This window comes from Thermoleptolyngbya oregonensis NK1-22 (assembly GCF_032705245.1).
GTDB classification, from domain to species: domain Bacteria; phylum Cyanobacteriota; class Cyanobacteriia; order Elainellales; family Elainellaceae; genus Thermoleptolyngbya; species Thermoleptolyngbya sichuanensis.
The window spans coordinates 1,823,269-1,847,645 of record NZ_CP053540.1 but is presented as its reverse complement, the minus strand read 5'-3'; the positions used below and the strand labels follow the sequence as shown (position 1 = coordinate 1,847,645).

Genomic DNA, 24,377 nt, shown 5'->3' with positions numbered 1-24,377 from the left:
AGAATGCTGTATGTTGCTTTTAACATGCCAAGGTGCTGAAGCTTTATGGTTTTGCCATTTGAGTATGTATTCCCAGCGATTAGAGGTATTCAAGCGGGACGTGAGTACTATGTGTCAATGTGTCCTATTCGCCTGATCCCAAAGCTCTTTTCCTTTGATGACGAGGAGATTCCAGCGGAGTTGCGGGCACAGCGCATTCTCAACAAGGTTCGCGTACCAGAGATTGCACAGTATATTTTGGACAATACTAAAAGCTACGTTTTCTCAGCGATTACAGTTTCTATCAATGCGCGGATTAGCTTTGAACCATTCGGCTCAGAAGACATCGGGGTGCTGAAAGTACCGATGGATGCTCGATTTATCATCAATGATGGGCAACATCGCCGCGCCGCTTTTGAGATGGCGTTGAAGGAAAACCCAGAATTGGGAGATGAGACAATTGCTGTCGTGTTTTTCCTAGATATCGGGCTGAAGCGATCGCAGCAAATGTTTACTGACCTCAATCGCTATGCTGCCCGCCCTGATCCGTCTCTCAATATTCTCTATGACCATCGCGATCGCAAAGCTATTCTTTCCAAAGCAGTCATGAAGTCGGTCAAAATCTTCGAGAAGCTAACCGATACCGAGCGTAGCAGCCTGCCTCCGCGTTCCAGCAAGCTATTCACTCTGAGCGGCATCTATACAGCAACGAATATGTTACTATCCAACCACAAGGATGTTGATTTAGACATACAAACCAGTCTTGCGTCGCAATACTGGAATGCTGTGAGTTCAGAAATGCTCGATTGGCAGAATGTCCTAGAGAAAAAGGTTGCAGCAGGAGAACTAAGACGAGACTACGTGCATAGCCATGCTGTAACTCTTGTTGGATTAGGTGGGGCTGGAGCGGCGCTTATATCTGCTTATCCCGATGATTGGAGTGATCGGCTTCAGCCACTACGCAGGATTAACTGGGAACGCAGTAATCCTGTTTGGCAAGGCTTTGTAATTTCCGGTGGCAGCGTCCACAATAATCGCACTTCTAGAAGTTTTATGACTGCTTATCTGAAAAATGCTTTAGGGTTGTCTCTAACGCCAGATGAAAAAAACTTGCTGTAGAAGCTCATGAATTATGAAAATCACGGTTAAGCAAGCAAATCAAGAATCTGCTCCAAGCGCATTGGGACTTGCAGAGCAAGTAGTGCAAAGCGTTAGGCAACTTACGGCTGAGATTCAAGCGCTCTATAAGATTGACGATGTGCCCTGGATCATTGGCTACTCTGGCGGTAAAGACAGCACGACAGTTGTTCAGCTTGTTTGGGAAGCAATAGCATCCCTTCCATTTGAGGAACGCCGGAAGCCCATACACATTATTTCTACAGATACCCAAGTAGAGAATCCGATTATCTCAGCCTGGGTGCAGCAATCCCTAGAACGGATGAAAACTGTTGCAATTGAACGAGAACTCCCCTTTCAGCCTCATCCCCTCAAGCCAGAATTAGAAGATTCTTTTTGGGTTAACCTGATCGGCAAGGGATACCCAGCACCTCGTCAGAAGTTTCGTTGGTGTACTGAACGGCTGAAAATTCACCCTGCTAATCGCTTCGTGCGAGACATTGTACGAGAAAACGGAGAAACTATTTTAGTATTGGGAACGCGCAAAGCGGAGAGTCAGAAACGCGCAGTCACTATGGAGAAACATGCTGAGAAGCGATTGCGCGATCGTCTCAGTCCAAATGCGAGCTTACCGAACTCTTTGATTTATAGCCCCATCGAAGACTGGGATAATGATGAGGTGTGGCTATATTTACACCAATGGCAGAATCCTTGGGGACATAGTAACAAAGAGCTATTTCAAATTTATCGAGGTGCAACGGCTGATAACGAATGTCCTTTGGTAGTGGACACCTCTACACCCAGTTGTGGTAGTTCTCGGTTCGGCTGTTGGGTTTGCACCTTGGTTGATCGAGACAAGTCAATGGAAGCAATGATTCTCAATGATGAATCAAAAGAGTGGATGCAGCCACTCCTAGACTTTCGAGATGAGCTTGATTTTAGAACCGAAGCGAAGCTTGAACAGGAGCGCAAAAATCGTGACTTTCGCAGAATTACAGGCAACGTCCAATTATTTGAAGGCACAGAGGACGGCAAACCAACTGTAAAAAATATTCCTGGTCCCTATGTTAAATCTTGGCGTGAAACCTTACTTCGACGCTTGTTAGAAACTCAAGTCTTAGTCAGACAGAAAGCACCTGACGATATGAAAAATATTGAGCTAATCAGCATGACTGAACTCAGTGAAATTCGTCGTATCTGGCTTGAGGAAAAGCATGAGTTTGATGACACACTACCGCAGATTTACAAAGACGTAATGGGAGAAGAGTTTCTCGATCCTCGATTAGGTGCTGGTAATGCTTATCTTGGCGCAGACGAGTGGAGTATCTTAGCTGAACTTTGTGATGACATTATGCAACTTGAACTAGTCACAAAGTTACTGGATACTGAGAGACAGTATCTTACATCATCTAGACGAGTAGGGATATTTGATTCACTTGAAAAATGTTTTGAAACCAGTTCAAAATCACCCAACATAGCAATTAGCGAGGCTCAAAGCCATCGAGAGCTTCAAGAGTTTCAAAAGGTAGAGGATAAAAAACAAGAAGGTGATATCGAAAAAGTTAAAGAACTTGCATCCTGGGCCGCTTTGAAGTTTAGGACTTAATCTAGATGTTCCTTCTCGTAGCCCAGAGTCGAAGCGCTTCAATGGCATCGCTCCTTTTGGAAAGTCTCCTAATCGACCTCATCCATCAAATATAGCTTCGCAAACGCTTTTGCTGCTTCTGGATTGAGTGTTTTCAGCGCCCGCACAATTTCAATTACGGTTTCTGCGGTTGGATCGCGCTTCTCATTGACCCATCGGTAAATGTTGTTGCGCTCCACATTCATTTCAACCGACAGGCTGTATTGGCTAATGTTGTAAGTTTCTAGCACCTGCTTGAGTGCTTGTCCAGCTTTTCCCATGCGCCCATAGTGTTTTTGGGGCTTGTCCATCAATAACCCTAGTCTTGTAGTGGCGACTCGTCCATGTAGAGTCTCTTAAACAAAGAAGCCGCCTCTGGATTCAGTTCAGAGAGAGCTTTAACAATTAAAACCAACGTTTCCGAATTGGGATCTCTTACGCCATTGACCCACCGATACACGTTTGAGCGGCCAATGCCTAGCGTTTTAGCCAGTTGGGTCTGGCTAATGCCATAGGTTTCAAGAGCCATTTTTAGAGCATTTCCCGCTTTTCCCATGCCCTCATCCTGTCAAAGGATGAGGAACTCGTAAAGAATCTGAGTCCAAGTGGACTACAGAATAGTATACTGTTCAAAAGCCTGTAGTCCATTTAGGCTACAATCAGCCAATCGTTATCCAGAAGTCAGTGTATGAGCTTTATCGACAGCAATGCTTCCAACCCTCCCCATCAGCCACCTGCGGGATCGACCGACCACTCAGCCGACGACGAATCTGTCAGAATTACCCTCACAGGTTCCCGCCGCGCTGTCAAACGCGCCATCAACGACTTGCACCGACTCAAATATGTGCGGGGGAGCGAGTGGAGCCGCCTAATTGCGCTTCAAAACTCTAAAGAAGTGCTTGCAGTCGCCATTCGCCGGGTTTTTGGTCAAGGATAATGTCACAACAGCAGGACAATAGGAGGGAGAGGACTCTCTACCCTGCTGGCGATGATTTTCCGCGAACTGGTGCTACAAAACTTTGGGCAATACGGCAGCCGCCAAACCATTGCCCTCACGCCCCTCCAACCCACCCAGCCCATCATCCTCATCGGCGGGCAAAACGGCCACGGCAAAACCACCCTGCTCGATGCCATCCGTCTAGCGCTCTACGGCCACCGTGCCCCCTGTTCCAACCGAGGTAACCTCGCCTATGGCGATTTCTTGCGCCAGTGTCTCCACCGCGCCAGCCCCGACCAACCCGCCACCATCGAGCTGGCCTTTCAGCAGACCCTCAACAGCCAGCCCACCGAATTTCGCCTCTGCCGTACCTGGCGCATGGACGACAAACGCGACACCCTCACCGTCTGGCGCGATGGTGACCCTGATGCCGCCCTCACCAAAGGCTGGGACGAGTTTATTGAAGCCGTGTTGCCTTTGGGCATTGCCAATTTGTTTCTTTTTGACGGAGAACAGGTCAAAGACTTGGCTGAGCAAGACGACCTGCCGCCTGCTGTCATTGGCGCTATGCGATCGCTCTTGGGTCTAGAACTGCCCGACCGCCTCACCACCGACCTCGACGTATTACTGCGCCGCAAGCAAAAAGCCCTCGCCACAGACACTCAGCGCCATCACCTCGATCAGCTCGAACAGCAGCTTGAACAGCTTGAACAGCAGAAAAAAGCGGCAAACCAGGCGCTTGCGTCCATCAAGCCCAGGCTAGAGCAGGCAGAAAACGAGCGCGATCGCGCTGAGGCCCTTTTCCTGGCAGAAGGCGGCAAAATCGCCGCCCAGCAGCACCAGCTCGAAGCCCAAGTGCAAGCCCTCCGCGAAGCCTACGCCGCTGAGCAGCACCACCTGCGAGAGCTGGCAGCCGGAGTCTTGCCGTTGTCCCTAATCCAACCGCTGTTGGCCGCTGCCGAACCTCAGCTTCAAGCTGCCCTAGAGCAACAGCAACAGGCGATCGCCCAGGCGATTCTGGCGGCCCATCACCAGCGTTTGCTTGACTTTGCCCAAACCCTCAAACTGCGCCCCCAGCAATTTCGTCAGTTACACGCTTTCTTAGAGGCAGAACAAGCCGCTGCATCCCCCGTCAATCCAGCAAGCAATCCCTGGCCCGACAGCACCGCCGAAATACTCGCCCATCTGCGCCATACCCTACACCACACCCTGCCCGCTGCCCGCCAGCAGGCCCAGGCCCACCTCCAACAAGCGCGATCGCACCAAGCTGACCTCGACAGCACCGAGCGCTACCTGCTCAGCGCCGCTGCCCCCGAAGCCTACGCCAAATTGCAGCACGCCGTCCGCCACGCCCAAGCCCAAGTCAACCAACTCGCTGCCGACTATCACCAGGCCCAGGCTCATCTCGACCGCGTCAAGCAAGCCATCGAACAGGTTCGTCGCGATCTGGTGAGCTACAGCGAATGGGCGATCGCCCGTCAGAACACCGACCACCTAATTCACAGCATCGGGCGCGTGCAAACCATCCTGTCCGAGTTCAAGACTCGCCTGAAGCGTCGCAAGCTCAACCAGCTTGAAACCCTCGTGACCGAATGCTTCCTCTACCTGCTGCACAAGCCTCACCTCGTCAACCGCATCCAGATTGATGCCGACACCTTTCGGCTCGCACTCTTCGACGCAGCCGGAGACCCGCTGCCCAAGCATCGCCTCTCTGCCGGAGAAAAGCAGCTTTTGGCGATCGCCCTCCTTTGGGGACTGGCCCGGGCCAGCCGTCGCCCCTTGCCCGTCGCCATCGATACACCCCTCGGTCGCCTCGATGCGGCCCACCGCCAAAACCTCGTCGAGCGCTACTTTCCCCAGGCCAGCCACCAGGTCATTCTGCTTTCCACCGACACCGAAATTCGCCAGGAAGAAGCCACCGCCCTCCGCCAGCAAAGGGCGATCGCCCGCGAATACCTGCTGCACTACGACTCTGCCACCCAGCAGACCACAGTACAATCAAAATACTTCTGGTAGGCTAGGGAATTGGCGCATGGTGTACAATGCTCCACTCCCTTATCGCTTCACCCCAATGGAACCGCCCGTCGATCGCATCAAACTCTCCCAAACCGCCAAAGACCAACTCATCAAGCTAAAGCGCATCACCAAGATAGACCAGTGGAACACGCTCTGTCGGTGGGCACTGTGCCGATCGCTGGCTGAACCGTCGCCCCCCTCCCCCGTGCCCATCCCTGCCGATAGCAATGTGGAAATGTCATGGCAGACCTTCGGCGGCGACATGGCTGACCTGTTGCTGCTCGCGCTCAAGCAACGCTGCCACACCGATGGCCTGCCCACCGATCAGGAAACCCTCGCTACCCAGTTGCGCCTGCACCTGCACCGGGGCATTGGCTACCTCGCTGGTGACCCCACCCTCAAGGCGATTGATCACTTGCTTGAGAAAGCCGTTGCAGCAGCGCCTCAGGCGTAAAGACCTGCATTCTATCGGGAGGAAAGTCCTGGGGGTTGCGCGTTACGATCGCACTCAGTTGACGGGCGATCGCCGCTTCATACTGCACCGCATCTTCAAGATCGCTCATAGGCGAAACGAGCGCTTGAGAAATCACTGATTGGTCAACAGTTGCAATCCAGCAAAATGTTAGCAGCCGCGTGAGAAAATCTAGCGCCCATTCTCGATTTCTTGCCTTACGAATCAGGTAATACAAGTCTGTAAAAGTTGATGCAGAGAGATAACCTTCTATCAGACCTTGCTCAACAAACAAAAGAACTTGCTCACTGGTTGACAAGTAAGGTTGGCGCTCAAGGGCAACATCCAAAATAACGTTCGTATCAATTAAAACTCTCACAAATTATGCTTTTCCTTGAGATATTCCCATTTCGCCTGATCTAGATCAAAGTCTGTAGGAACAGATGGCGCATTTTCAAACAAGCCCTGAAACGCCTGGATCAAAGATCCTTTTTTGGCATTACCTTGTAAATCTGACTCAGACTGCTCTTTTAAGTTGACAGGTAAGTTGACAGGAGCTTGCAAGAGAATAACTTCCACATCTCCCGGTTCTAATTCAATTGGCTCAGTAATGATCAGATGCCCCGTTGCATCAATTCTGCCCTTAACCTTATATGCTTTATATGCCTTAAGCTTATGTTCTTGCATTGTCTTCTCCTGTAGGTCATCTGAGCAATATCATCCAGGACATGCTGCAATAGCAGCTTTCACTAGCCCATATTCTTCTAAAACCGATCAAATAGGAGGGGCTGAATACTGCCGTCGGACAAGATTTCCGGCAGCCATGCATCGCCGTGGGGTTCTGTGCCGTCCCACTTTTCGGGGTATGTGCCCGCCGCGATCAGTTCTTCAATCCGGGCCAGTTCCTCATCGTTGATAAGGCTGATGGGCGATCGCCCCAGTCGTTCTGCGGTCTGGTTCACCTCGGACTGAATGCCAAGCACCTGCGCCAGCATCCAGCGTCGCGCCTCTAGCGTCAGTGGCCCCAGCCGATTTTGCTTGGCTGCCAGCGACCCGTCCTTGTTGATCTCGCCGTGTTTGCGATGGCGATACTGGGGCTTTTTGATTTCCCAATACAGGGGGCGGAGCCGTTGCAGGGGGGCGAGATAGGCCCATTCTGGCTGGGCCACCACGCGGTCGAGGGCGGCATCCTTTTGCACCAGCGGACAGCCAATACAGCCCGTGCGGGCGTTCATGGGTTCCTCGCCATCGCTCACATCTTGTCCATACACCTTGGCGATTTCAAACGTGGGAAAGCCTAGTTCAACATCTGCCTTCACCAGCCAGTCCCAAACGTGGCAGACGCGCCAGTGAACAATGGGAGCCAGCATATCGGCGATCGCCTCTGACGTACTCTGCTGAAACCAGCCCTGTCCGCACTCACCACCATCTTTGGTGCAACTGAGGGCGATGCGCTGGTCACGGGCGGCGCTTTCGCCAATCCGCACCCCCGTCATCATCAGGAACTTTTCGCCCCGTGCCTGTCGCAGTGCCTCTAGCTCCCGCTCCATGCTCATCACCTTGAGCTTGGGCGTACACCAGCGAAACGTGTTCGACGGCGGTGGCACCCCCCGACCCAGCATATAGACAAAGTAGCGATAGTCTAGATCCGGCAAGACCACGCGAGTCTCGAACCCGCGCCGCTCCAGTTCCTTCAGAATTTCCATTGCCGCCAAGTGTAATGGCGGTAGCTCTTGGCGCGTGTCGGCGTAGAGAATGGTGAGGGTTTTGGGGCGAGGGATTTGCCCTGTCTCAATCAGATGGGCGATCAAGGTGACGGTTGCAGAAGAATCTTTTCCGCCCGAAAAAGATACTGCCCAGTGCTTGTACAGCGAACCGTAATGACACAGCGAATCTACCGATAGCGCAATGCTTTTCGATAGGGTCAGGCGTTCTTCTTCAAATAGACTCAGGGGGTTCATCAACCGCGCTTTTGCATCCTCTGGCTCCCTAACCATAGCAAAAACTGGCAGCTTTGCGCTAAATATAGAGTCCAGAAGACTAAATATGAATTTTGAAGCGCTAGAGGAGTCTGAGCGTCTTCCGCACAAATGTACTAGAATTCATCATGCATTTCAAGTGCCTTCCAACTCATTCGCCAGTTATTTGCTGCAAGCACTGCGTCTCAAGTTAAGGAATGCCCTATGCTGAGTTTAGCGACTGGGTGAGCTTCATGAACCGCTTAGAGTCAGCACTATACCCCTCAAAGTCAAACGCCCCAAAGTCAAACGGTTCAAAGCCAGCAGATCAGGCGATTGCTTCAGATTTTGCCGAAATTGTGAATTGCGTAAATCGCAGCCCAATTGGTAAGCGGCTTCCGACTTCGCTCTACGTTCATCTCTCGGCACTCCCGTCCCTAGAGCGATCGCTCCAAAATTATGAAACCCTGGCGCGTCAACAGGTGCAGCCCCAAACTCAGCTAGACGGGGCAACGCTCGTCAAGTTCAATACTGACCAACCCAAAGTATCTTATCTGGCTTACCCTGAGTTTGAGACCGATGCCCATCCCGCCTTATCTTGGAGCCTTCAGGTTGATCTAGCTACAGCACAAGTCACGATTCGTAACTATAGCCGCACTGATAACCCGCCAGTGCTGCATCGCAAGGAAACGTTTGTCACCGCTGACTATCCGCTGTACGAACGTTTTGTAGAACTGACTCGTCAGGAAGAGGCACTGGGGCTACTCGATCAATCGCGGGAAATTGGCACCCGTGAGGGCTGGGCAAAACGTCTGCTGGATTGCCGGATCGAGATTCACGGCCATGTCCTGGCTTGTCCGGTCGCCCAAATCCCTGGAGTTGCTCAGCCCAAAATCGATCGCCACAAAGCTGCCCTCGTCCGCAACGAGCTTTCCAAGCCCGTAAGGATTGCGCTAGAAGCGGGATTATTTACCCCTGGCACGACCTTCTTCGACTACGGCTGTGGGCATGGGGGCGACGTAGAGCGCGTGGGCGATCGCGGCTACACCAGTTCCGGCTGGGACCCCTACTATCGTCCCGATGCTCCCTGCGAATTGGCAGATATCGTCAACCTGGGTTATGTCATCAACGTGATCGAAGACCCAGCAGAGCGTCGAGAGGCATTGCTCAAAGCCTGGGATCTGACCGGGAAGGTGCTGATTGTCGCCGCGCAAGTGCTGATCGAAGACTCGACACGCGGCATGATGGCCTACGGGGATGGGGTGATTACCCGCCGCAATACGTTCCAGAAGAATTACAGCCAGGAAGAACTGAAAAGTTATATCGACCAAGTGCTGGGCGTAGATGCAATCCCGGTTGCGCTGGGCATCTACCTGGTGTTTCGGGATGAGGCTCAGGCGCAGACGTTTCGGGTTTCCCGATGGCGATCGCGTGCCACGACTCCCAGAGTCAAAGCCAGCGTCAAGCGGTTTGAGCAGTATAAGGAAATGCTGGCTCCCCTGATGGCATTTTTCACCGACCGGGGACGGTTGCCCATTGAGGAGGAACTTCAGGAGTTTGCGGCGCTGCAATCGGAATTTGGAACGCTACGACGCGCCTTCCAGTTGGTTCTCCAGGCAACAGAGCGTCAGGAATGGGATGCCATCAGCGAGAAGCGCCGCCAGGATTTGCTGGTTTATCTTGCCCTCAGTCATTTTGGCACGCGCCCAAAACTGCGCCATCTCGCCCCCATCGTTCAGCACGATATCAAGGCATTATTTGGCAGCTACCAGCAAGCCTGTACCGCCGCGGATTTGATGCTGCTGAGCTTGGGGAATTTGGAAGTGATGGCGGAGCGGTGTCAGTCCAGCGCGATTGGCAAAAAGCTATCGAACTCTCTCTGGGTTCATGTCTCTGCCTTGGATGCGCTCGATCCCCTGCTTCGGCTCTACGAGGGCTGTGCCTCTCGCACGATTGGTCGCCCCGAAGAAGCAACGTTGGTCAAGTTTCATACTCGCAAGCCCAAAATTTCTTACCTGTTCTATCCAGACTTCGATCGCGACCCGCACCCCTGTCTCCGCACCAGTATGCAGATTGACCTGCAAGACCTGCACGTCAGCTATCGGGATTACGATCCAGACGATAACCCACCTGTGTTGCATCAAAAGGAGTTGCTGGTGCAGCCCAACTATCCGCTCTATGAAAAGTTTGCCAAACTGAGTCAGCAGGAGGCAGATTGGGGGCTACTGGATGACTTGAGTAAGATCCGAGATCGCCGGGGATGGCAGAAATGCCTGGAAGAACACTGTGCGGCGTTGAAGGGGCACCGGGTCGTGTGGCGGAAGGATGCTGATCCGTATCGGGTGAAGCTGATGCAGTCTGCTAGACGGCAATTCCGCGAAGTATGATCAATTGGATATGATCAATTGGGGCAGAGGACGGAGCAAGTGGAGCGCATTCTCATGTCTAGAGTCAGGCGATCGCAGTCGAATGGCAAATTCTAGCCTGACTTACAATCGCGATCGCACAGATCAGATCTAAGCGACCAACACTCCCAAAAAGCCGCACTAATCGCCCTCGGCGCAGTAGATGATGGACTTGTTTGAGCAGCATCGACAGCAGATCACCGCCGCCGAAGCGCCCCTAGCAGCTCGAATGCGGCCGCGCACCCTAGCAGAATACATCGGGCAGGAGCATATCCTGGGCGAGGGGCGACTGCTGCGCCGTGCCATTCAGGCAGACCAGCTTTCGTCGCTGATTTTCTACGGGCCGCCGGGAACAGGTAAAACGACGCTGGCGATGGTGATTGCCAACACGACCCGCGCCCGCTTTTTGTCGATTAACGCAGTGCTAGCGGGGGTGAAGGAGATTCGAGAGGCGATCGCCCTTGCCCAGGAAACCCGCGGTATGTACGGTCAGCGCACGATTCTGTTTGTGGACGAGGTGCATCGATTTAACAAATCTCAGCAAGATGCGCTGCTGCCCTGGGTGGAAAACGGTACGGTGATCCTGATCGGCGCAACGACCGAGAATCCCTACTTTGAGGTGAATAAGGCGCTGGTCAGCCGTTCGCGGGTGTTTCAACTGAAGCCGCTGACGGAACAAGACTTGGAACGAGTGCTGGATCAGGCATTGCAGGAGGGCGATCGCGGCTATGGAACGCGACAGGTTCAGATTGATCCAGACGCTCGCACGCATCTGATCAACGTTGCCAATGGCGATGCTCGCACATTGCTGAACGCGCTGGAACTCGCCGTTGAAACCACGCCTGCGAATGCAGAGGGAACAATTCACGTCACGCTGGAGGTTGCCGAAGAATCCATCCAAAAACGCGCCGTCCTCTATGACAAAGAAGGCGATGCCCACTTCGACACCATCAGCGCCTTTATCAAAAGCCTGCGCGGTTCCGACCCGGACGCGGCCCTCTACTGGCTGGCCCGCATGGTCTACGCAGGCGAAGATCCGCGCTTTATCTTTCGGCGGATGCTGATCCTGGCGGGCGAAGATGTGGGCATGGCTGACCCCAATGCCGTGGTCGTTGTCCATGCTTGCGCCGAAGCCTTTGACCGGGTGGGGATGCCGGAGGGTCGCTATCCGCTGGCCCAGGCGGCGCTGTATCTGGCGACCTGCCCCAAATCCAACAGCGTCATGGCGTTTTTTGATGCACTGGCGGCGGTGGAACGCGAACGCGAAGCCGAAGTGCCGACCCACCTGCGCGATGCCAACCGAGACAAGGACGGTTTTGGACATGGCAAGGGCTATCTCTATCCCCATTCCTATCGGGAGCATTGGGTGGCGCAGCAGTATCTTCCAGGCAGCTTGCAGGGGCAAGTCTTCTATCAGCCGTCGGAGCAGGGCTATGAGGGGCGCATTCAGCAGGACGTGGCGCGGCGGCGCGAGGCGCAATTGGCGGCGCTGGTGGAGGGTGTGGGCGTGGCGCTGCCGGAGGTGCTGACCTTTGGCCCGGCCGATGCGGGCATAGAGCGGTGGCTGCAACGGACGCTGAGCCAGTCTGGGGAACGGCTGGCCCAGGTGCGCGATCGCCTCTTTGCGCTGGCTCCGCCCCAGCGGCATCACCTGATTCTCGACCTGAATGCAGGCAGTGGCTTGTTGACGTGGGAGGCAGTGCGGCGCGTTCCCGAAGGCGGGGTCTACGCCTGTGCGCCCCAGCAGCAGGATGCAGCCGCGCTGCAAGAACAGTCGGCCGCGCTGCCGGAACTGCTGCGTCCCGTTGTGCTGCACAGCGCGATCGCCGATTTACCCGCTGTGCTACACGCCGAGTCCCCAAGCCTGCGTTTCGATCGGCTCATGGGTCGGAATGTGTTTTTGAATGCGATCGCCCCTCCCGACACCTGGCTCCAAGCCTGGAAATTGCTGCTGCAACCTGGAGGGTATCTGCTCTTGGCAGAGACAATGCCTCGTCATACGCAGCGCCTGCACCAGCTCATTCCCTCAGACCGCATTCCATCCAGGCTACTGAACCGCTGGCGCAAGGCGGAGGAACAGCTTTACGAAAGCGCCGCGGTCTGGAGCATGACCTGGGATATACAAGACCTGGAAACGCTATTTGATCAAGCAGGGTTCACCGCAGAGATTGCGCTGGAACACACGCAAACGGAACTGCTGATTTCACCCGTGCTGATTGACCGCTGGTTTGCATCTGCCAGTGCCAAGCCCACCTATGCGGAACAGATCCGCGAATTCCTCTCGGATGCAGATCTGAACCAAATTCAGACGCTATTACGCCAGTGCTTGAGCCACCAGACGGTGCAGTGGCAGGGGGCGATCGCCTTTGTCAAAGCCCAGTCAAAGCCCAGTCAAAGCCCAGTCAAAGCCCAGCCCCAGCCCCAGCCCTGATCTAAACATTTAAAGTGTCTATAAGAGGATGTTTGAAAAGTCCTACTGTTTGTAGCAAAGCGTGCAAGATCCCCCTAAATCCCCCTTAAAAAGGGGTAGGGTTGATTCTCTAGCCGGAAGAATACAGATTGGAAGAGATGAGATCAAGACAAACGAGATGGGAGTAGAAGCATTAATTGAACAATTAGAAACGATTCCAGATTGGCGGCGGGGACGGAAAGTCCAATATCCCCTGTGGTTGATGCTGTTGATGAGCTTGTTGGGTGTCATGAGCGGGTATAGCAGCCTTAGAGGGCTAGAAGACTTCATGAAGCGTCACCAACAGGAAGTCGCTGAATTATTCGACTTAGCGAAAGCGAAACTCCCCAGTTACTCCACCTTGCGGGATATGACCCTGCATGTGGATGCCCTCAAGGTTGCTGAAATATTCATGCGATGGGCGAACCAAGCATTGCCGACAGAACCAGGGGAGGTGATATCGCTGGATGGCAAAGCGTTAGCTAGTACCCTGAAGGACTGCTATGGCAAGCAGCAAGATTTTGTCACCGTCGTGAGTGCCTGTGTGCAACGGTGGGATGTGGTGATTGGGCAAGTGAGCTTCCACAATGGCGAAAGCAGTGAGATTGTAAGCGTTAGACAGTTGCTGCAACAGCTTGATGTCAAAGGCGTGTGGGTGACCTTGGATGCGTTGCACACCCAAAAAAACGGTTTGTGAGATTATCGACGTTGGCAATCATTACTGCATTGGACTCAAAGCCAATCAACGCAAGTTGCTGGAGCAGGCACAGCAGTGCGCTCAAACTCAAGTTCCTCTGAGTTCTCACGAGTTCCTCGATACCTCTCATGGTCGGGTTGTGACTCGTCGGGTTCGAGTCTTTGCTGCTCCCCCAGAGCTATCCCAAGATTGGCAAGCGTTAGCGGCATTTGTCTGCGTTGAGCGTTCGGGAGTCCGTCAGCGACAGCCTTTTAAGCGACAGTCCTGGTTTATCATCTCTCAAGTCATAGACGCCCAACAGCTGAGTGGGATGATTCAAGCCCATCGGGGCACAACAGAAAACAAATTACATTGGGTTAAAGATGTCGTGCAGGGTGAAGATGCTTCCCGGATTCACGCTGCTAACCCTGCAACGCTGATGGCACTGTTGCGCTCCTGGGCAATTTCTTTGTTTCGTAAAGCTGGCTATTCCTCCATTACAAAAGCCATTCGCTTGTTCCAGCATGATTTGCCGACTCTGATTTCTTTTATCTAGAGAATCAGCCCTACCTTAAAAAGGGGGACTTTAAGGCGCTTTCCCCCTTTTTAAGGGGGGCAGGGGGGATCTCTGAGTGCTTAACATTACAGGCGACACCTTTTCAAATACCCTCTAAAGTGTCTAGGGCTAAATCTAGGGCTGACCCGCAGGCGGTAGCGTCGGAGTGCGAGGAGTGGTCTGACCTGCGCCAGCGCCACCCGGTTGGGCAGAACTGCCGCCATTGGTGCGGGGCAGCGGTGCAGCAGGCGTTCCCAGCGGATCACCCGGCACAGTCGGCAAGCCAAAGGGATCGAGTGGCGTTCCTGGATTTCCCAGACCAGGATTATTCAAACCAGGATTATTCAAACCAGGATTATTCAAACCAGGATTATTCAACCCTGGCGCTCCACCGGGCGTTGAAAAGCCGGGTTGACCCGGTGCAAACTGGTCGGTTGGCTCTTGGGTACTGGGCGTGACGGCCAGCGCCACGCGATCGCCCCCCACGGCCCGCAGCAAGTCCAGCACCCGCACCACGCTGTCGTAGCTGGCGTAGGGCGGCGCATTCAGCACGATCGTTCCATCGGGCGACTCTTGCTGAAACTGCTGCACCAACTGCACCAAGCGCGACTCGTCCACCGGGTCTTCATCCCAGTACAGCGTGCCGACTGGATCGATCGTCACAATTTTGGTTTGTCGCATCTGGGCGACACCCGTAGAAGCCCTGGGCAAATCGGTGTTAATCGCAAACTGGCGCGTCAGCGACACCGCCGCCAAGATAAAGAAAGTGAGGATACAAAAGATTACGTCGATCAGCGGAATTAGCTCGATCCGCACATCGTCTTGCTGCGATCCGGGGTTGAGGATTTTCATAGCCAGCGGTTTGGAGAAACGTTAGGGAGATGGGGTGAGACGGCCCCTGTGCTGAAGCGGGCGGGCTAAACCCCTCAGGACGGCTCTGCGGCTTCGGCGCTGGTGCCCGAAGGGTCTGGGGCGATCGCGCTGGAATTGGTTCGTTTGGCGATGCGTCCGGTATCCTGACTGCTCCAGGTTTTGCGATAGAGCAGTTCTAGCTCGTTGCCCGCTTTTTGGAAAATCTTGGCCTGTTGAGCAATCAGCCCTTGAAACACGCGATAGAAAGCCAGCGACAGAATCGCGATAATCAGCCCCGTGGCAGTGGTAATCAGCGCTTCAGAAATGCCCAGCGTCACGTTTTCTGTCGCCGTCGTGCCCAGATCGCCCAGCCGAATCGAGCCGAGGGAGTTGATCAGCCCCAGCACCGTTCCCAGCAGGCCCAGCAGCGGGGCGATCGCAATCACGGCTTCCAAAATCTTGTCGCCCTTGTGCATGGCGGCGAGTTCTTCCTGGGCGCTGGCTTCCATCGCCAACTGCACCACGTCCGGCTCCTGGTCTTTTAGCTCCAGACCCGCATTCAAAAAACGCCCAATCGGCTGATCGGTAGCGCTGCGGGCTAAATCTCCCGCCGATCGCCAGTCGCGCTGGGCTGCTTCTAGCACCCGTCCGGCAGTTTCTCGTTCACGGGTCAAAATTTTCCACCAAAAGAGGACGCGCTCGATCACCACCGTTAGCGACAGGATCGAGAGCAGCAGCAGCGGCCACATCACAAAGCCGCCCTTAGAAAAAAGCTCACCAATATTCACAGTATTTTTTGTCCTCCATCCATGACTGGTGGGTACGCGAATCGGGAGGGGTTCTGGCTTAAAATCCGGTATCCGCTCCAGGCCGTCTCAATTTTAGAGAATTTTTAGCAACCTTTCCCAATCCGGTCTCAAGAGAGTCGATGAAAAGCGCCGAAGGGCTTGATTTTCCAAAGATTTTCTCAGTCTGGCATCCTTTAAAGATGGCTCTCGACCGCTCCCTTTTGCCCCCTCCTGGCAGCAAGACGTAACACAAGGGGCTTGAGTTCTGGGTTAGACGACCCTTTAAGATTTTGGGCAAAGCTGGGCACTCTGGAGAAAACTTTGGGCAGAAGGCTTTGGGCAGAAAACTTTGGGCAGAAGGCTTTGGGCAGAAGGCTTTGGGCAGAAGGCTTTGGGCAGAAAACTTGGGGTATGGGTGCAGCCTGACTGAATTCGATCACTTCTGTCTAACCATTTCTGTCTGATCATTTCTGTCTGATCATTTCTGTCTGACCATTTCTGTCTGACCATTTCTGTCTGAAAACTCCCGCCTGACCATTTCTGCCTGACTGTTCCTAGCAGACCATTTCTGCTTCTGCTTGACAATTGCCAGACTAGAAGCGGTAATTTGCTCACTGGACTCGCTCCTGAACTGAACTCGCCACTACTGAATCATGGGAAACATCATGGGGAAAACCGCGATGCATCGAGCGCAACGACTTTATCCTGCTCATCTACCGTCCCAACCTCTCCCGTCTCAGCCTCGATTCTTCCAACCAGCTTTGACGCGATCGCCCCGTCGAAGTTGCCCTTCCACCCAGTGGTCAGCGGTGCGCGGTTCTCTGGTTGCAGGGCTGGCGGTGCTGTGGCTGGGCGGACTGGGACTGGCGGGGGCGATCGCCCAACCCGTGCCCCAGGCGGCGCAGCGAGCTTACGACAGCGGCGTTGCCAAGCTTAACAATCGCGACTACAGCGGCAGCATTGCCGACTTTACCCAGGCCCTCAGCTTTAGTCCCAGCAGCGCCGCCATCTACGCCATGCGGGGCGCGGCCTACGCTGGGTTGGGTCAGTTTGAACCGGCGATCGCCGACTACACCACCGCTCTACAACTCAACCCCACCTACGCCGATGTCTATTTCAATCGCGGCGTGGCATACTACAGCGTCGGCAATGCCAGCGCCGCCCTCAGCGACTTTAACCAGGCAGCCCAGCTTACGCCAAACCGGGCTGAGGTATATCTCTTCCAGGGGCGGGCCCGGGCGGCAACGGGCGACCTCGACGGGGCGATCGCCGCCTTGAATCAGGCCATCGCGCTCCAGGCAAATTATCCCGAAGCCTACCTGAATCGCGGCGTGGTGCGGGCAAGACAGGGCAACCACGATGCCGCGATCGCCGACTATGACCAGGCAATCCGCCAGCGCTCGAACTATGCCGATGCCTACCTCAACCGGGGCAGTTCCCGCTTTGCCCAAGGCGACCTAGAAGCGGCCCTGCGGGACTTTAACGAGGCCGTCGCCAAAGACAATACCTCCGCCGTGGCCTATTTCAACCGGGGCTATGCGGCGGGAACCCTGGGCGATCGCCGGGCTGCCCTGTCCGACTTTAACCAGGCGATTCGGCTTGATCCGGGCTATACAGCCGCCTATATGAACCGGGGCGTGCTGCGGGCCGCAGGGGGCAACCTGGACGGAGCCATGAGCGACCTCAACCAGGCCGTGTCGCTCTCGCCAGACTATGCCCCCGCCTACAAAGCCCGCGCCGACGTGCTGATGCAGATGGGCGAACCGCAGCGGGCGATCGCCGACTATACCCGCGCCATCGAGCGCCAGCCCAACAGTGCCAGCCTGATGATGGCCCGCGCCGAGGCCCGTCTGGCCCAGAGCGATTTTGCAGGGGCCGCCCAAGACTTGACCCAGGCGATCGCCCTCGAACCCAACAACGCCCAGGCCTATGGCAAACGCGGCGCAGTGCGGCTGCGGCTGGGCGATGCCCGCAGTGCCCTCAACGACCTCAACCAGGCAACCCGGCTCAACCCGCAAGATGCCGACAGTTTCTATCACCGGGGGATTGCCAAACGGCGGCTGGGCGATCGCGCTGGGGCGCTGGCCGACCTGCGCCAGTCTGCCGAGCTATATCGCCAGCAGAGCCGCGCCGAGGGCTACCGAAATGCGATCGCCGAAATGTCAGCCCTCCAATGATCTGGGTCTGGGGTGGAGGCAATGGCTCCCCAGTGCTGATGGAAATGGGCTGGGGGCTAGCCTGCTGGACGGTTCAGTCCAAAAGCAGCTAGCCCAATCAGCCCAATATGGGCGGGATAAAACCAGTAAAACCATCGCGCCTTGGGGCCGCGCTCGTGGTTAGCACAGGCGAAGATCAGGGCAGCAAACCCCGCAAGAAACTGGAGATTTCCCGACATGACCACCGCCGTCAGGGCGGTGAAAATGCACCACACCGTCCACCACAGCAGCGTTGGCTTGTAGTTGCCGATCAGCGCAATCAGGGCAATGCCATAGGCATCGTAGTTAAAGTTCGCCAACTCAGCGGCGATCGCCCCCACCAGCCAGATCAGCACTGCCCAGCGAGGCCACTGCCGCGCCGCCCGCAAACACAGCAAGCCCAGCAGCAGCGTAAATAAAATATTGAAATCCTCAAATAGCGCGATCCCAAAGGTGAGTTGATAAATCGGCTGCGACAGGATTGCCATCCCCAGCAGCCGCAGCGCATATCGGCGAAAATTTTGCGTGTGGGCCTCGCCCTGCACCAGCAGCCACGCAAACAGCGGAAAACTAAGCCGCCCCAAGCCATAGCAGAGCATGGCCCAGTCTGTCTCGCGCAAAAAGACGTAACCGACGTGATCAATCACCATCAGCCCCGCCGCCAGCAGCTTGATCTGGTAATTGGTCAGCGTTGCAAAACGTACCGAAAGGTCTGAAGACACAGTGCTAAATCTAGATTTACCTGAGAGTTTCCAATCTGAAAGTCTGGCTAGGAAATTAGGGGTTTCGCTACTAGGCAACCTCAAACAAGGCTGCTAGTGTATACGTGGACTTGAGGAGCGATAGTGAAACCCTATAAACCCTAAGTTAGGGGAGACCCTAAGTTCGATCCGATTTTGACCTGAACGCACCCTTCTGGTTTGACCCCTTCTGGTTTGACAATGCGCCCTTAATGCGCCCCTAGAGAATCATGAGCAAACAACTTTCTGATCAGGCTAACAAACTCTGGACTTTGATTACGGAACCCAGCACTGCAAAAACCTATCGGGAAGCCCTAGAGGTTTCCTGGAAAATTTTAAGGGAAACTGGGAATTTTCTTTGGCTAGTGTTGTGCCTAGCGCTAGTCGGCATTGATTGGTTTTGGGAGAATTCCATCGCGGCCGGTCGCAAAACCCGCGCCTGGGTGAACGACCTAACCGCTGCCGAAAAACCCTCGCCAGAGCAGCTTTTGACCCCTGAGACAGGCAAAAAACTGCTGGATTCAGGCAAATCGACGCTGGATTCAGTGGTTGCCGCAGCCCGCAAGCAGTTGGGTTTAGCAGAAAAGCCGCCCGAACCTGTAGCGCCGCCTAGCCCGCCTGCTGCTGAGCCTAGTGCGCCCTCGGTGGTTGCTCCGTCGCCTGTTGTGGTTTCAGCCGAGAGTGTCGCCCCTGCCGAAAGTAAACCACCTGCGGCGATCGCCTCTACCGAAGAGTAGGGCATCAGAATCGCTTGCTGCTTCAAATTTTTCTGGCAGGACTGGGATTTAAGCTGTTACAATAGAGAACGCTGTCTAAATCAAAAGGTGAATGTGAGTATTCATGGCTAAGAAGAGCATGATCGAGCGTGAGAAAAGGCGTGAAAAGCTAGCGGCAAAGTATGCTGCTAAGCGGGAAGCCCTTTTGGAAGAATTTTCAAAGGCTGAATCGCAGCAAGAAAAGCTCGAAATTCACCGGAAGATCCAGCAGCTTCCCCGCAACAGCGCCCCCACCCGCCAGCGCAACCGCTGCTGGATGACCGGGCGGCCTCGGGGCTACTACCGTGACTTTGGCTTGTCGCGTCACGTCATTCGAGAAATGGCGCACCAGGGTTTGCTCCCTGGCGTGGTGAAGTCTAGCTGGTAGGGCGTTTGGGAATATTTCCCGGACACCTCTTTCTAGCTTGACTGTTTTGCTGAACTGTTTGGCTTAATAGCTGGCGGCTCATCGCCGTCAGGTTACACGGCACTAAGATTTCGTCGCACAAGTCTTGAATCAGCATCCACTCCAGCCCGGACAAGTCTTTTCGAGTCCGGGCTGTTGCTATACCTATCGCATTCTGGGGCCCTGCTGTCGCCTGTTTGACCGGGAAGAGTTGCCCTATCCCTGCTGTCGGCTAGAGTGGCGCGGCAAAGAGCCAAGCTGGCGGCGCATTGGTCGGCGGCTAGTGCCCGACGTGGGGGCCCGCTCTTCACCCTCCTACGTGGTGGAAATCCTGGGTCAGGAACACGCCAATGAACCGTTTGTGGTGACCTTGTACTGGCTTAAGCTGTCGCCGGAGCAGCGCGAGTGGTGGTATTCGCGAAAGTTAAAATCCTCAACTCCTGCCGAATTGGCAGCGCAAAACAATCTCCCTAGCTCTCCCTAGCTGCGAGTCCCCCTCGTGCTAGCACTGTGGAGCCGCAATTCCCAAGACCTGCTGGGCGATCGCCCCTAGCGCCTCTACCGGAGCCGACGACACCAGCGTAGAGGGGTAAACTGCTGTCCCCAGGTGGGGATGCAAAATCACGCGACAGTTGCCGCAGCGATCCGTCGAGTAGCCCAGGGCCGCCCGCGCTACGGCCACGTCGTCCAGCGGCAGTGTGCCCCTGGCAGAGAGAATCGGCCAGCCCGTGCGCGGGTCGAAGAGGTCTGCCAGATGTCCCTGCTGCTGGAGTGCTAGGGCGATCGCCCTCCCTTGGTTCAGGAAGTGCGATCGCAGCTTTTCCTTTTCTTGCTCTGTGTCGAGCGTCCGCTCTGGCAGCGCAAACTGGCTGGGTTGCAGCATCACTAGCACCGACGCAATCGCCTGCGGCCAGGCAGGAAGCAGCCGCGACTGGTGCTGCAAAATATAGTCGCTGGGCGGATGGATGGAATACTGCACAAGACTTTCTTAAACCCGTCTTTACCAAAAGGGTCAGACAAACCCGTTAGGATTCAGAACGCTGGGCTACGCCATTTTAGGCGAATCACTCACCCTATTGCACGGGTCCCCCAAAGGCACGGGCTGAGCGTCCTTAACGGCGAGAGAACAAGCTACCAAGCTACCAAGCTACAAGTGAACTACTAACTTATGAGCGAATTAATTGTCGTGGTGTTTGACCAAAAGCTGGCAGCCGACCATGCGCTGCTAGATCTGCTGGGGCGCGAGCAGTCCCATCTGGCAGATTTTGAAGATGCGGTGGTCGTAACCAAAAATGCACAGGGAAAAATCCGGGTCAAAGCCTACCACGACCTGCTGGAGCCTGTGGGCGAACTGAGCAACGACCTGTGGGGCGGCATCCTGAGTGCAGTGGTGTTTCATCGCTCGCTGGCGATCGCCCAGGAAATCTTTAACCCCGATTTCCTCATCCAGGTTGAAGAGGCACTCCAACCCAATTCGTCTGCGCTGCTGGTGCTGGTTCACGCCGAAGCCGTAGAGCGTGTCGTCGAAGAACTGTTTGCGCTCAGCCCCATCGTTATCAGAACGCCGCTGCCGGATGCCAAACGCGAAGCCCTCAAGCAGGGGCACTAATATACTTCACGCAGCAATTTCAGCCCTCACCCTTTTCTGGTATGCCGAAGGCTTTAAGCTCTCTCCTAGAGCGGGAGAGGGACTTCAAACCTATGTCTGGCTCCCCTTCTCCCCGCTTGGAAGAAGGGGTTGGGGGATGAGGGCAGTAAGTTGGCTCCCCTTCTCCCCGCTTGGAAGAAGGGGTTGGGGGATGAGGGCAGTAAGTTGGCTATCTCAAGCATGTCAGTGCCCAAACAGGGGTTAGCCTGAGAAACTCTCTTTGATCTCTATCCCTAGAAGCCGCACAAACGCTTGACGAACCATCCAACATCGCCAATCCAAAATCCAAAATCCCAAAATCTAAAATAGAGGCTACTTGGGGAAGTTGGGCAGGTCAATGGCGGCCAGGGACGACAGCTTCTTGGACGGGCGCGTGGGGTAAACCACGGGCGCAAGGTTCGCTGCGGCTTCGGGATTTGTCGCTTCAGGATTACTGCGATCCAAGCGAGCCGGAGCCGCAGACTCTGCTGCCGTAGCAGCCCAGCGATGGGTTTCAAACGGCATGGTCAGCAATTTGGGCTGCACGGGCACCGGTCGGGGCGGCATGGGAGGAATCGGTGCCGAAGCAGCAGATCGAGATACCGAATTGTCCGACGGGGGCTGGAGTTGGGATTCCTCAGCACCATGCAGCGCGGGGGATGGCGTGTTTGGGGAGGGGTTGCCTGCTGGCTGCGTGGGATGGATTTCGCCATCGGGGGCGATCGCCTCAGTCGAAAGCGCCGCCAACTGGTCGATCAGCCCCGCCTGCACCAAGTCTTCGGCAGAGACTTCTACCAGCTTTGCCAGGTCTTGCCAGAGGCTCGTTTCTGCATTTGGGTCAGTGCTGGGAGCGCTGCCGACTTCGTTTACCAGGTCGGTGAACTCTCGGAACAGAGAGCGCACATTGTCCGCGGCCAAAAGTTCAGCAGACGAAAGTTCAGCCGCCCGCAGTTCCGCACTGGCTTGTGGGTTCAGTTCCGAAGCAGCCGCGTTCGTGGGGTCTAGCGATGGCGATGCACCGGCCGCCGCTGGCGTGGAGTGGCTTGCTCCTGCTCCAAATTGAAACGCAATGACGTTCGTCGTCACCGTTGCAGCCTCGCCATCTTCGTCCAGAGGAGCGACAGATTCCGTCCCCTCGGCATTAATCAGGTCTGGATCAGTCCCTTCTTGAGCAATCCCTCCTTGAGCAAGGCTAGAACCTGGCAGGGACACACGACCCTGTTCTGCCTCGTTAGACAAAAGGGCATTGGGCAAAAGGGCATCTGCGGAAACCACATCACCCAGCCACGCCGCCGTTTCCTCCGCATTTTCGGGCTGGTTGGCTAATACATCGACCAGTTTGGGGGGAACTGTTGATTCGGCGGATTCTGCTGACCAGGGGCGGATCGTCGCCGCTTTGGGCAACAGCGACGGAGCCGAGAGCAGTTCGGTGGCGGCAGGGGACTGCCAGGGCTGTGGCGTGGGCTGGGCGATCGCCCCTCCGGGTGTATCCAGCAGGGCTGCCGGAACCTCCAAACAACGCTCCAACGCCGCCTTGAACTGGAGCGTATAGCGCTGTTGCCGCTGGAGCCGCGTTTGCAAATCTCGTACCAGAGCCTCGCTATGAGCCAGCCGCTGCGCCTGCTCTTCGTAGCGCTGCTGGGCTAGCTGATTCTCTTGCTCAAGCTGCGTAATCCGCTCTCGGCTCAGCGCTAGTTCCTGGGTTACAGTTTCTGCCAACACCTGCTGTCGATGGCTAAGCTGCTGGGTCGCTTCCAGTTGCTCTGTAAGCTGAACAATTTGCTGCTCCAAGGGCTGAATGGTGGCCTGCACCTGGTCAGCGGCGATCGCCGTTGCCGCACGAGCCTGCTGCTGTTCTAGGGCATCCTCTAGCATCGACACGCGATCCAGCAGCGCGTTGTTGCACTGGTTCAGTTCTTGAATCAGGCTAATCAAATCGGCAACGTTGGGAGAAGCGGCCTCCGGTTCGCTGGCGGCTGGAGCCACCACATCCCAACTGGGGCGCTCTGGAACAATGCGGCGCGTGGTCGGCGGCACTGATTGACCCGATTGAGGCGCTGCATTGGGCGAAGTATTGGACGAACTAGGATTGCGCGATTCGGTATTGCGCTGGGGCTGGATAAAATGCGATCGCCCCGACTGCGGCTGACCCGGCTGCGGCTGACCCGGCTGCGGACTCGCGCCCTCGCCCTGTACCGCCTCGCCGTATATAGACTGCCGCTCGATCGCGTCTGCGCTGATGGCGTTTGGAAAATTCACAGGCTGCCACTCTTCCCAAGACCCGACCGGGGATGATGCTGCCTCAGGGTTAGAAATAGTCGGAACATTACTCGGAACATGATGAACACGATTCGGAACGTCCGGGTCTGCGGGCGCGGATTCTGGTGCGGATTCTACGGGCGGCTCCGTCGAAAACTCTGCCCAGCCCGCAAACCAGCTTGAAGGGGAGGGCGGATTTACCGAGTTTTGGGCTTGTTCGTTTTGAGAAGAGTTTGGCTCGCTCATCGATTTGACCTGGCAGGGCGGGAGGCATTAAATCAGACTTACTCTTGTTAACACAGAAATCGGAGTTGAGAACGATTTTTTTTACCAGGTTAGCGCCAGAATACTTCCCTGGAGTGATATCGCTGGAATCCGAGATATCTATTGTTCACCAATATGACTGTTCACCAATATGACCGAATCGGGCGCATCCCAGTTATGCAAGTTTGCCCTCATCCCCCAGCCCCTTCTCCCTTTTTTGGGAGAAGGGGAGCCGGATTGGAAGTCCCTCTCCCAAAGCGGGAGAGGGCTTAAAGCCTTCGGCATACCAGAAAAGGGTGAGGGTTACAAAAGTGGGATACACCC

The 24,377-nt window shown here is 55.3% G+C and carries 22 protein-coding genes and 1 pseudogene; 13 read left to right on the top strand and 10 right to left on the bottom strand.

Translation table 11 applies throughout. The features are described from left to right. Nucleotides 1-45 precede the first annotated feature (45 nt). Nucleotides 46-1,098, top strand: coding sequence for a DNA sulfur modification protein DndB (gene dndB / locus HNI00_RS08005; RefSeq protein ID WP_316792282.1), 1,053 nt, complete (start codon nt 46-48; stop codon nt 1,096-1,098). A 13-nt stretch (nt 1,099-1,111) separates the two neighbouring features. Further along, complete coding sequence (gene dndC, locus HNI00_RS08000) at nt 1,112-2,701, top strand: DNA phosphorothioation system sulfurtransferase DndC (RefSeq protein ID WP_316792280.1); 1,590 nt, start codon at nt 1,112-1,114, stop codon at nt 2,699-2,701. Between the two features lie 68 nt (nt 2,702-2,769). On the opposite strand, the gene HNI00_RS07995 is transcribed toward dndC, so the two are convergent. Both HNI00_RS07995 and HNI00_RS07990 read right to left on the bottom strand, forming a co-directional pair. Continuing rightward, the gene (locus HNI00_RS07995; protein WP_058882655.1) at nt 2,770-3,000 is read right to left on the bottom strand and encodes a helix-turn-helix domain-containing protein; all 231 of its coding nucleotides are present in this window, start codon (nt 2,998-3,000) and stop codon (nt 2,770-2,772) included. Nucleotides 3,001-3,038: 38 nt separating this feature from the next. Next, on the bottom strand, nt 3,039-3,275 hold the full coding sequence (locus tag HNI00_RS07990; protein WP_316792276.1) for a helix-turn-helix domain-containing protein: 237 nt from the start codon (nt 3,273-3,275) through the stop codon (nt 3,039-3,041). 132 nt (nt 3,276-3,407) lie between these two features. Here HNI00_RS07990 and HNI00_RS07985 point away from each other — a divergent pair, with 132 nt between their 5' ends. Genes HNI00_RS07985 through dndE form a run of 3 tightly spaced genes read left to right on the top strand, consistent with a single transcriptional unit; the run spans nt 3,408 to nt 6,126 of the window. Continuing rightward, a complete protein-coding gene (locus HNI00_RS07985) occupies nt 3,408-3,656 on the top strand; it encodes a hypothetical protein (protein WP_316792274.1) in 249 nt (82 codons plus the stop codon). Nucleotides 3,657-3,707: 51 nt separating this feature from the next. Then, nucleotides 3,708-5,672: a DNA sulfur modification protein DndD gene (gene dndD / locus HNI00_RS07980; RefSeq protein ID WP_316792272.1), complete on the top strand. Its 1,965-nt coding sequence runs from the start codon at nt 3,708-3,710 to the stop codon at nt 5,670-5,672. A 55-nt stretch (nt 5,673-5,727) separates the two neighbouring features. After that, nucleotides 5,728-6,126: a DNA sulfur modification protein DndE gene (gene dndE, locus HNI00_RS07975; protein WP_420156330.1), complete on the top strand. Its 399-nt coding sequence runs from the start codon at nt 5,728-5,730 to the stop codon at nt 6,124-6,126. Here dndE and HNI00_RS07970 read toward each other — a convergent pair. The 3 genes from HNI00_RS07970 to HNI00_RS07960 form a co-directional block, all read right to left on the bottom strand. Then, nucleotides 6,071-6,502: a PIN domain-containing protein gene (locus HNI00_RS07970; protein WP_316792268.1), complete on the bottom strand. Its 432-nt coding sequence runs from the start codon at nt 6,500-6,502 to the stop codon at nt 6,071-6,073. The two genes, dndE and HNI00_RS07970, sit on opposite strands and share 56 nt — an antisense overlap. Further along, the gene (locus HNI00_RS07965) at nt 6,499-6,810 is read right to left on the bottom strand and encodes a hypothetical protein (protein WP_316792266.1); all 312 of its coding nucleotides are present in this window, start codon (nt 6,808-6,810) and stop codon (nt 6,499-6,501) included. The genes HNI00_RS07970 and HNI00_RS07965 overlap by 4 nt, the downstream gene beginning before the upstream one ends. Before the next feature lie 77 nt (nt 6,811-6,887). Then, nucleotides 6,888-8,084: a phosphoadenosine phosphosulfate reductase domain-containing protein gene (locus HNI00_RS07960; RefSeq protein ID WP_316792264.1), complete on the bottom strand. Its 1,197-nt coding sequence runs from the start codon at nt 8,082-8,084 to the stop codon at nt 6,888-6,890. 251 nt (nt 8,085-8,335) lie between these two features. Between HNI00_RS07960 and HNI00_RS07955 the strand changes: the two genes are divergently transcribed. The 3 genes and pseudogenes from HNI00_RS07955 (at nt 8,336) to HNI00_RS22100 (ending at nt 14,167) form a co-directional block, all read left to right on the top strand. Continuing rightward, on the top strand, nt 8,336-10,468 hold the full coding sequence (locus tag HNI00_RS07955) for a DNA phosphorothioation-associated putative methyltransferase (RefSeq protein WP_420156329.1): 2,133 nt from the start codon (nt 8,336-8,338) through the stop codon (nt 10,466-10,468). A gap of 184 nt (nt 10,469-10,652) precedes the next feature. Then, entirely contained in the window at nt 10,653-12,917 is a 2,265-nt protein-coding gene (locus HNI00_RS07950; RefSeq protein WP_420156328.1) for an AAA family ATPase, read from the top strand. Nucleotides 12,918-13,074: 157 nt separating this feature from the next. Continuing rightward, nucleotides 13,075-14,167, top strand: a pseudogene (locus HNI00_RS22100) (ISAs1 family transposase). 135 nt (nt 14,168-14,302) lie between these two features. On the opposite strand, the gene HNI00_RS07935 reads toward HNI00_RS22100, so the two are convergent. Continuing rightward, nucleotides 14,303-15,019 carry an ExbD/TolR family protein gene (locus tag HNI00_RS07935; protein WP_316792258.1) on the bottom strand — a complete coding sequence of 239 codons (717 nt, stop codon included), beginning with the start codon at nt 15,017-15,019 and terminating at the stop codon, nt 14,303-14,305. 74 nt (nt 15,020-15,093) lie between these two features. Continuing rightward, nucleotides 15,094-15,807, bottom strand: coding sequence for a MotA/TolQ/ExbB proton channel family protein (locus tag HNI00_RS07930; protein ID WP_316792256.1), 714 nt, complete (start codon nt 15,805-15,807; stop codon nt 15,094-15,096). A gap of 809 nt (nt 15,808-16,616) precedes the next feature. Between HNI00_RS07930 and HNI00_RS07925 the strand changes: the two genes are divergently transcribed. Next, nucleotides 16,617-17,984 carry a tetratricopeptide repeat protein gene (locus tag HNI00_RS07925; protein WP_316792254.1) on the top strand — a complete coding sequence of 456 codons (1,368 nt, stop codon included), beginning with the start codon at nt 16,617-16,619 and terminating at the stop codon, nt 17,982-17,984. 56 nt (nt 17,985-18,040) lie between these two features. On the opposite strand, the gene HNI00_RS07920 is transcribed toward HNI00_RS07925, so the two are convergent. After that, nucleotides 18,041-18,724: a TraX family protein gene (locus HNI00_RS07920; protein ID WP_316792252.1), complete on the bottom strand. Its 684-nt coding sequence runs from the start codon at nt 18,722-18,724 to the stop codon at nt 18,041-18,043. 248 nt (nt 18,725-18,972) lie between these two features. Between HNI00_RS07920 and HNI00_RS07915 the strand changes: the two genes are divergently transcribed. From HNI00_RS07915 to HNI00_RS07905, 3 genes are all read left to right on the top strand, one after another. Next, nucleotides 18,973-19,479, top strand: coding sequence for a hypothetical protein (locus tag HNI00_RS07915; RefSeq protein ID WP_316792250.1), 507 nt, complete (start codon nt 18,973-18,975; stop codon nt 19,477-19,479). A gap of 103 nt (nt 19,480-19,582) precedes the next feature. After that, nucleotides 19,583-19,885, top strand: coding sequence for a 30S ribosomal protein S14 (gene rpsN / locus HNI00_RS07910; RefSeq protein ID WP_172353256.1), 303 nt, complete (start codon nt 19,583-19,585; stop codon nt 19,883-19,885). A gap of 124 nt (nt 19,886-20,009) precedes the next feature. Continuing rightward, on the top strand, nt 20,010-20,387 hold the full coding sequence (locus tag HNI00_RS07905) for a hypothetical protein (RefSeq protein ID WP_316792248.1): 378 nt from the start codon (nt 20,010-20,012) through the stop codon (nt 20,385-20,387). A gap of 18 nt (nt 20,388-20,405) precedes the next feature. Here the strand turns inward: HNI00_RS07905 and HNI00_RS07900 are convergent, their stop codons facing one another. Beyond that, nucleotides 20,406-20,882, bottom strand: a complete 477-nt coding sequence (locus HNI00_RS07900; RefSeq protein WP_316792246.1) for a methylmalonic aciduria and homocystinuria type D protein — start codon at nt 20,880-20,882, stop codon at nt 20,406-20,408. Between the two features lie 189 nt (nt 20,883-21,071). On the opposite strand from HNI00_RS07900, the gene HNI00_RS07895 reads away from it, so the two are divergent. Continuing rightward, nucleotides 21,072-21,512 (top strand): DUF1269 domain-containing protein, encoded by a 441-nt coding sequence (locus HNI00_RS07895; protein ID WP_316792244.1) that lies wholly within the window; start codon nt 21,072-21,074, stop codon nt 21,510-21,512. A 351-nt stretch (nt 21,513-21,863) separates the two neighbouring features. Here HNI00_RS07895 and HNI00_RS07890 read toward each other — a convergent pair whose 3' ends face one another. Next, nucleotides 21,864-24,035 carry a hypothetical protein gene (locus HNI00_RS07890; protein WP_316792242.1) on the bottom strand — a complete coding sequence of 724 codons (2,172 nt, stop codon included), beginning with the start codon at nt 24,033-24,035 and terminating at the stop codon, nt 21,864-21,866. Nucleotides 24,036-24,377 lie beyond the last annotated feature (342 nt).